At 70.2% G+C, this 7,155-nt stretch carries 9 protein-coding genes and 1 tRNA gene; 7 read left to right on the top strand and 3 right to left on the bottom strand.

Annotated elements, in window-relative coordinates; translation table 11 throughout:
• Positions 1-115 precede the first annotated feature (115 nt).
• Positions 116-910 (bottom strand): aminoglycoside phosphotransferase family protein, encoded by a 795-nt coding sequence (locus CBQ26_RS14120; RefSeq protein WP_088249258.1) that lies wholly within the window; start codon positions 908-910, stop codon positions 116-118.
• A 64-nt stretch (positions 911-974) separates the two neighbouring features.
• Between CBQ26_RS14120 and CBQ26_RS14115 the strand changes: the two genes are divergently transcribed.
• The 5 genes from CBQ26_RS14115 to CBQ26_RS14095 all read left to right on the top strand — a co-directional run bounded on the left by CBQ26_RS14115 (position 975) and on the right by CBQ26_RS14095 (position 4,006).
• A complete protein-coding gene (locus CBQ26_RS14115) occupies positions 975-1,802 on the top strand; it encodes an undecaprenyl-diphosphate phosphatase (RefSeq protein WP_088249257.1) in 828 nt (275 codons plus the stop codon).
• Between the two features lie 111 nt (positions 1,803-1,913).
• Positions 1,914-2,921, top strand: coding sequence for a heme-dependent oxidative N-demethylase subunit alpha family protein (locus tag CBQ26_RS14110; protein WP_088249256.1), 1,008 nt, complete (start codon positions 1,914-1,916; stop codon positions 2,919-2,921).
• Positions 2,918-3,367, top strand: coding sequence for a guanyl-specific ribonuclease (locus tag CBQ26_RS14105; protein WP_229844342.1), 450 nt, complete (start codon positions 2,918-2,920; stop codon positions 3,365-3,367). Before CBQ26_RS14110 ends, CBQ26_RS14105 begins: the two co-directional genes overlap by 4 nt.
• Complete coding sequence (locus CBQ26_RS14100) at positions 3,367-3,762, top strand: barstar family protein (protein ID WP_308430630.1); 396 nt, start codon at positions 3,367-3,369, stop codon at positions 3,760-3,762. Before CBQ26_RS14105 ends, CBQ26_RS14100 begins: the two co-directional genes overlap by 1 nt.
• A 31-nt stretch (positions 3,763-3,793) precedes the next feature.
• Positions 3,794-4,006: a hypothetical protein gene (locus CBQ26_RS14095; RefSeq protein WP_143342129.1), complete on the top strand. Its 213-nt coding sequence runs from the start codon at positions 3,794-3,796 to the stop codon at positions 4,004-4,006.
• 42 nt (positions 4,007-4,048) lie between these two features.
• On the opposite strand, the gene CBQ26_RS14090 is transcribed toward CBQ26_RS14095, so the two are convergent.
• Positions 4,049-4,124 (bottom strand) — tRNA-Lys (locus CBQ26_RS14090).
• 126 nt (positions 4,125-4,250) lie between these two features.
• A complete protein-coding gene (gene ffh, locus CBQ26_RS14085; protein WP_088249253.1) occupies positions 4,251-5,591 on the bottom strand; it encodes a signal recognition particle protein in 1,341 nt (446 codons plus the stop codon).
• Between the two features lie 67 nt (positions 5,592-5,658).
• On the opposite strand from ffh, the gene CBQ26_RS14080 reads away from it, so the two are divergent.
• Positions 5,659-5,940, top strand: a complete 282-nt coding sequence (locus CBQ26_RS14080) for a nucleoside triphosphate pyrophosphohydrolase (protein ID WP_216360367.1) — start codon at positions 5,659-5,661, stop codon at positions 5,938-5,940.
• Between the two features lie 33 nt (positions 5,941-5,973).
• The gene (locus CBQ26_RS14075; protein WP_088249252.1) at positions 5,974-7,155 is read left to right on the top strand and encodes a thiolase family protein; all 1,182 of its coding nucleotides are present in this window, start codon (positions 5,974-5,976) and stop codon (positions 7,153-7,155) included.

Below are 7,155 nucleotides of genomic sequence, written 5' to 3'. Positions count from 1 at the left end.
CTCCTGATCTGGATGTTCATTCACCGCTACAACGCGTCATTACGATGAACCCACGACCCGCCGGGCGGACAGAGGAGAGCGGAAGGCGGAAGGCAGCAGGCAGGAGGCGGATGGCTCAGCGGAGGCTGTGGGCCAGTGCCGAGACGGCCAGCGACTGCCGGGCCGGTTCCTCCTGACCGTCCTCCAGATGCCACGCCGCCGACAGGGCCGCGTAAGCGCCCACCCACGCCAGCAGCCGCGCCCGGTCCAGGCCGGCCTCCCGCGCGATCAGGGCCGACTGCCGCTCCAGCCGCCCCGGCGTCAGCGCGTGTTCCGGCGTGGGGTTGCACAGTAGGTTCGCAAAATCGAAGGTCCGCTCGCCGATCAGCCCCTTCGGGTCGATCACCAGCCAGCCGCGCTCCGGGCTGCGCAGCACGTTCCCGTGATGCAGGTCGCCGTGCAGGGGCTGCACGTCGCGCGGGTCGGCCAGCAGTCGCTGAGCGGTGGCCCAGGCCGGCGCGAACGCCCCACTCCGCACCTGGGCCGCCTCCAGCGACCGGAACCAGCGGCGCAGCTCCGGCAGGTCCGGCGGCCGTCCGGGCCGCTCCCGGTGCAGGCCCGCCGCCGCGCCGCACAGGATCCGGGTGGCCTCGTCGTCCTGCCCGCCCAGCGCCAGGGCCGCCAGATCCGGCGCGGACTCCAGCCGCTCCAGCAGCAGCGCCGCGCCCTCATGCCGGTATACCCGCGCGGCGCCCTGCGCGTCCAGCCACACCATCAGGGCGTTCCCCCGCCGCTCCTCGGCGCTGCGGGTCACCTTCAGCATCGCGGGGCGGCCCTGCCACACGACCGGCAGCAGGTCGCTGCCCGGCGTGCGGATCGCCGCGCCGTCCGGGGTCAGGTTCCAGCGCCGCAGGTAGCTGTCTACACTCACCCCCTCACTCTGCACCGAAAGAGGGACGCCCCGTTCCCGGTAACAGGGCTTACACTCGGCAACTATGGACTGGTTCTACGCACTCATCTACGGCATCGTCGAGGGCATCACGGAGTTCCTGCCGATCAGCTCGACCGGCCACCTGATCCTCACCGGGAACCTGATGGGCGTCCCGTGGAGCAAGGAAGTCAAGGACGCCTTCGAGGTCGTCATCCAGGGCGGCGCGATCCTCAGCGTCCTCGTGTTCTACTGGCGGGACTTCCTGAAGATCCGGCACGTGAACACCGACCCGCAGCAGCGCACCCTGTGGCTGGGCGTGCTTGTCGCCTGCATTCCCGCCGTGATCCTGGGCCTGCTGTTCGGGGACGCCATCAAGGCGAACCTGTTCCGCCCCAGCGTGGTCGCCTGGGCGCTGATCGTGGGCGGCGTGCTGATGTGGCTGATCGAGAGCCGCCGCGTCACGCCCAGCGTCAGCGCCATCGAGGGCATCGGCGTGCGCCGCTCGTTCATGATCGGCGCGTTGCAGTGCCTCGCGCTGCTGTGGCCCGGCTTCTCCCGCTCCGCGAGTTCCATCCTGGGCGGCATGGTGCTGGGCCTGGACCGCGCCACCGCCACCAGATTCAGCTTCTACCTGGGCGTGCCCACGCTGGGCGGCGCGGCGCTGCTGAACCTCATTCAGGAACGCGAACTGATCTTCGGTGAGATCGGCCTGCTGAACGTCGTGATCGGCGCAGGCGTCAGCTTCGTCACCGCGTACCTCGCCATCGGCTGGCTGCTGAAGTTCGTCTCCACGAACACCTTCAAGGGCTTCGCCGTGTACCGCGTCATCGTGGGCATCCTGATCCTGGTGCTGCTCGCCACGGGCGTCATGAGCAACGGCAGCCTCGCCTGACCCTGCCCGCCTGACCTGACGCGCCGCTCCTGAAGACCGGGGGCGGCGCGTTCGCCGTGCAGCCCCGGCCCGCCCCGTGCAGACCGGCCGGGGGCCTGCCAGAATCGGGGTGTGGTTCCCCCCACCCTCTACCGCCCGTTCCTGAGCGGCACCTACAGCGTCTCGGCCGGCCTGTACCGCCTGGGCGCGCAGCCCGTGCCGTGGCTGGACGCCCCCCGCCCCGAACGGCACACCTTCACGCTGGACGCCGAGTACCCGCGCCTGATCGCCAGCAAGGCCGCCGCGCACGCCCGCGCCCTGCACGAGTACGCCGGCGAGGCCGCCCTGACCCCCGACCTGCGGGAAGCTGCCCTGACCTTCACGGCCCGGCAACTCGCCGCCGACAGCGGGGGAGAGATCCGCTGGGACGGCCGCACCCTGCGCAACACCCTGCTGGGCTGGCAGGCCGAGCTGCACCCCCGCTGGAACGCCCTGGAGAACCTGCGGCGCTTTCCCGGCCCGCACGCCGCCCTGATCGCGGACACCCGGCCCATGAACGCCCTGGACTTCCTGGGCCTGAACGCCAGCGAGGACCTTGCCCTGATCGCCCGCGACCCCCACAGCGGCCGCGACTGGCTGGCCGCCACGCACGTCCTGAACCCCCAGCACTGGGACCCGCGCGACAAACTGGGCCGCGACTTCACGCAGGTGCACGCCCCGATTCCCGGCAGCGGCCCCATGAACGCCAGCGCCCCCCGCCTGCTGGACGCCGTGATCCACCGCGGCCCCTTCGTGCGCTTCGCCTGGGGCCTGAGCACCACCGACCGCTTCGACCACCACCCCGCCGCGCCGCCCGACACCGACCGCGACCCCCGCACCCGCTTCGACCCGCACGGCACGTACCTGCGCGTGGAACGCCAGACCCTGACCGGTTTCCCGCACGCGCACGGCGCGCTGTTCACCATCCGGCCCTACACGTACCCGCTCACGCAGGGCGTGCAGGAACCCGCGCACGCCCACGCGCTTGCCGCCGCCATCCGCTCCATGACCCCCGACCAGACCGCCTACAAAGGATTAACGCACCTGCGAGAAGACCTGCTGAACTGGCTGGACGCCCAGGCCCTACACTCGAACCCGTGAACCGCGCCGCCCCCACCCTCGCCGCCCTGCTGCTCGGGGCGCTGCTGGCCGCCTGCGACCTCCCGCAGGACACCCGCACCCAGCCCACCACCACTCAGACTGCGCCCGCACCCACCCGCCCTGCACCGACCACCGCGCGCGACCCGCACAGCGGCCTGCGCTGGATCACCGCGCGCGACCTGCCCCGCGAAGGCCAGACCGTCCTGCGGCAGATCAGCGAGGGCGGCCCCTTCCGGTACGGCAAGGACGGCAGCACCTTCGGCAACCGCGAACGCCTCCTGCCCCGCCAGAACAGCGGCTACTACCGCGAATACACCGTCCCTACCCCCGGCGAGAACGACCGCGGCGCCCGCCGCCTCGTCTGCGGCGGCCAGCCCCGCACCAGCACCGCCGACTGCTACTACACCGCCGACCACTACGCCAGTTTCCGGAGAGTCCAACCGTGATGCAGGTCTTCGACACCGACCCCCAGGGCATCCAGACCGCCCCGCACGAACCCCGCATCCTGGCCGCCGGGCATCAGGTCAGCGTCCGCGAGATCAACCTCGGCGCCGCCCAGGACAAGACCACCCTCATGCTCGCCTTCCTGAACGGCCTGGGCCTGCGCAGCACCTTCGGCCAGAACTGGGACGCCCTCTACGACGTCCTGACCGACCCGGACCAGCGCCCCGACCGCCTCGCGCTGCTGCTGTGCGACCACACCCACTTCCGCCGCCGCCACCCCCACCTGAACGCCGACCTCGAACGCGTCCTGCTGGACGCCCAGGCCGAAACCGCCCGCACCGGCCGCGCCCTGTGGCTGCTCAGCGAGGAACCCGACAGCAACACCCGCCACTGGTGAAACCCGACGCCCACCCCCCGCGGGGCAGACCATGAGCGGGCCACCCACGGTGCCCACCGGGTACAGCTCGACACTCACCATTCACAAAGGGGCGGGCTTCCCGTGGGAGGTCCTCGCCCTGGCGTGCGCGCTACTGTTCCTGACGTTCCTCTTTCGCCGCGTTCCCTGGGCGCGCTGGGCGCTGACCGGTGCGGCCGCGCTGGCCCTGATCGTGGCGGGCGTCCTGTGGGCCGCCACCGGCTGACGGGCCAAAAGCAAGAACCCCCGCGCGGGGCGGGGGTTTTCCTGGTGGGTCGTGTAGGACTTGAACCTACAACCCGCTGATTAAAAGTCAGCTGCTCTACCGATTGAGCTAACGACCCAGGTGGTCTTGTCTCGCTGCGTGCCGTGCGGGCGCGTTCTCAGCGGCAGTGAGTATATGGGGCCCGTGCCGATGTGTCAACACCCGCCCCGGCTGAGGTGCAGGGCGGGTGCTGGCGGGTGGGGGGTCAGCGTTTCAGGCCGGGTGGGACGTTGGGCATGCGGGGCGGTTTCATGCCCTTGGCGCCGGGGCCGCTCATGCGCTGGAGCATCTTCATCATGTCCTTCATCTGCTCGTGCATCTTCAGGAGCTTGTTGATGTCCTGCACGGTGTGGCCGCTGCCGGCTGCGATGCGTTTGCGGCGGCGCCCGTCGATGATCTTGGGGTTGCGGCGTTCCTTGACGGTCATGGAGCTGATCATCGCGTCGATGCGTTGCAGCTGCTTCTCGTCGATGTTGAAGCCTTCGGGCAGCGCGCGGCTCATGCCGGGGATGAGCTTGAGCAGGTCGCCCAGCGGACCCATCTTGCGGATCTGGCGCAGTTGCACGAGCAGGTCCTCGAGGTCGAAGTCGCCGGGTTTCTTGACTTCCATGGCCTTCAGGTCGGCCTGCTGCGCACGTTCGATCAGGCCGAGCACGTCACCCATGCCCAGGATGCGCCCGGCGACCCGGTCGGGGTAGAAGGGTTCGAGGCCGGCGATCTTCTCGCTGACGCCCGCGAAGTAGATGGGTTTGCCTGTCACGGTGCGCGCCGAGAGGGCCGCGCCGCCGCGCGCGTCGCCGTCCATCTTCGTGACGATCAGGCCCGTGACCTTCACGCGCTGGTCGAAGGTCTGCGCGACGTTCAGCGCTTCCTGGCCGGTCATGGCGTCCACGACGAGCAGGCTCTCGGTGGGCTGCATGGCGGCCTGCAGGTCGGCCAGCTGATCCATCAGCGCCTCGTCGATCTGCAGGCGGCCGGCGGTGTCCACGATCACGAGGTCACGGAAGTCGGTCTTCAGGTGCTCGTCCACGCGGCGTTTCGTCTCGGCGGGACTCTCACCGTCCGCGACTTTCAGGATGGGCACGCCCACCTGTTTCGCCAGGACTTCCAGCTGGTCGCGCGCGGCGGGGCGCTGCGTGTCGGCGGCGACCAGCAGCACGCGGCGGCCCTTGCTCTTGTAGTGCGCGGCGAGCTTGCCGGTGCTGGTGGTCTTCCCGGCCCCCTGGAGGCCCACCATGAACCACACGTTCCCCTCGTTCTTCAGTTCGGGTTGCGCGGCCTTGCCGCCGAGCGTCTCGATCAGTTCGTCGTGCACGAGTTTCACGACGGTCTGCCCGGCGTTCAGGCTGCCTTCCACGGTCTGCCCGACGGCCTTCTCGGAGACGCGCGCCACGAAGTCCTTCGCCACGCCGAAGTTCACGTCGGCTTCCAGCAGCGCCATGCGGATCTCGCGCATCGCGGCCTTGACCTGCGCCTCGGTCAGCTGGCGTTCCTTACCCACCCGGTCCAGGATGTCCTGCAACTTGTTGCCCAGGGACTCAAACATGCTGTCACGCTACCACGCAGCCCCGCAGGCGTCTGTGGCGTGGGTGTCGGCTGCTACGCTGCCCGGCATGGGCAAACTCGTGCGCGACCGCATCCCGGACCTCTTCGGCGGACAGACCCGCCTGCTGAATGGGGAGGAGTACCGCGCCGCTCTGCGCGCCAAGCTGGAGGAGGAGGTCGCGGAGTACCTGCAGTCCGGCGAACCCGAGGAACTGGCCGACGTGCTGGAGGTTCTGCACGCCCTGGCCGCCCTGCACGACCTGACCCCCGAGGACCTGGAGGCCCTGCGCCGCGCCAAGGCGGACGCGCGGGGCGGCTTTACGGGCCGGGTGTGGTGGACGCCAACCTAACGCCCGTTAGGCAGGGCGCGCTATGCTGCGCCCATGCAAAGAGCAGTGATCGTTGCGGCCAGCCGCACGCCCACCGGGAAATTCCTCGGCAGCCTGGAGAGCGTCAGCGCCGTGGACCTGGGCGCCACCACCCTCCGCGAAACCCTGCGCCGCAGTGGCCTGGACGCCGCCCTGATCGAGGAAGTCGTCATGGGACAGGTCGTGCAGGCGGGCAGCGGGCAGAACCCCGCCCGGCAGGCCGCCCTGAAAGCCGGCCTGACCAACGAGGTCGGCGCGCTGACCATCAACAAGGTGTGCGGCAGCGGCCTGAAAGCCGTCATCCTGGCCGCGCAGAGTATCCGCGCCGGGGACCAGCACGCCGTCCTCGCCGGAGGCATGGAAAGCATGAGCAACGCCCCGCACCTGCTGCCCGGCGCGCGCAAGGGCTACCGCCTGGGCCACGCGCAGGTCCTCGACGCGAACACCCAGGACGGGCTGTGGTGCTCGATCAACGACGAGGGCATGGGTCTGACCGGCGAACGCGTCGCCGAGAAGTACGCGATCACGCGCGAGGAGCAGGACGCCTACGCCACCCAGAGCCACCGCAGAGCCATCGCCGCGCAGCAGGAGGGCCGCTTCATCGAAGAGATCGTCCCCGTGACGGTGAAGGGCCGCAAGGGCGACACCGTCGTGGACACCGACGAGGGCCCCCGCGCCGACACCAGCGAGGAAACCCTGGGCCGCCTCAAACCCGCCTTCAAGAAGGACGGTTCGGTCACCGCCGGAAACGCCCCTGGCCTCAACGACGGCGCCGCCAGTCTGATGGTCGTCAGCGCCGACTTCGCCCAGGCACACGGCCTGACCCCCCTGGCCGAGATCATCGACTACGCCACGGGCGGCCTCGCGCCCGAATGGGTCATGATGACGCCCGTCCCCGCCACGCAGAAACTCCTGACCAAACTCGGCTGGCAGGCGGGCGACGTGGACCTGTGGGAACTGAACGAGGCGTTCAGCGTCCAGAGCCTCGCCGTCGCCCGCGAACTCGGCCTGGACCCCGCCCGCGTCAACGTGAACGGCGGCGCGGTCGCCCTCGGCCATCCCATCGGCGCCAGCGGCGCGCGCATCCTCGTGACCCTCCTGCACGCCCTGAAGCAGCAGGACAGGGAAACCGGCATCGCCACGCTGTGCATGGGCGGCGGCAACGGGTTGGCTCTCGCCGTGAAACGGGTAGGCTGA

The organism is Deinococcus indicus, assembly GCF_002198095.1.
GTDB classification, from domain to species: Bacteria; Deinococcota; Deinococci; order Deinococcales; family Deinococcaceae; genus Deinococcus; species Deinococcus caeni.
Note: the sequence above shows the minus strand (reverse complement) of the source record. Positions and strands in the feature narration are given on the sequence as shown.

Coding starts and splice junctions, on each gene's coding strand:
- CBQ26_RS14115 (WP_088249257.1), top strand. CDS start 975: ATGGACTGGTTCTACGCACTCATCTACGGCATCGTCGAGGGCATCACG.
- CBQ26_RS14100 (WP_308430630.1), top strand. CDS start 3,367: ATGCAGGTCTTCGACACCGACCCCCAGGGCATCCAGACCGCCCCGCAC.
- CBQ26_RS14095 (WP_143342129.1), top strand. CDS start 3,794: ATGAGCGGGCCACCCACGGTGCCCACCGGGTACAGCTCGACACTCACC.
- ffh (WP_088249253.1), bottom strand. CDS start 5,591: ATGTTTGAGTCCCTGGGCAACAAGTTGCAGGACATCCTGGACCGGGTG.
- CBQ26_RS14080 (WP_216360367.1), top strand. CDS start 5,659: ATGGGCAAACTCGTGCGCGACCGCATCCCGGACCTCTTCGGCGGACAG.
- CBQ26_RS14075 (WP_088249252.1), top strand. CDS start 5,974: ATGCAAAGAGCAGTGATCGTTGCGGCCAGCCGCACGCCCACCGGGAAA.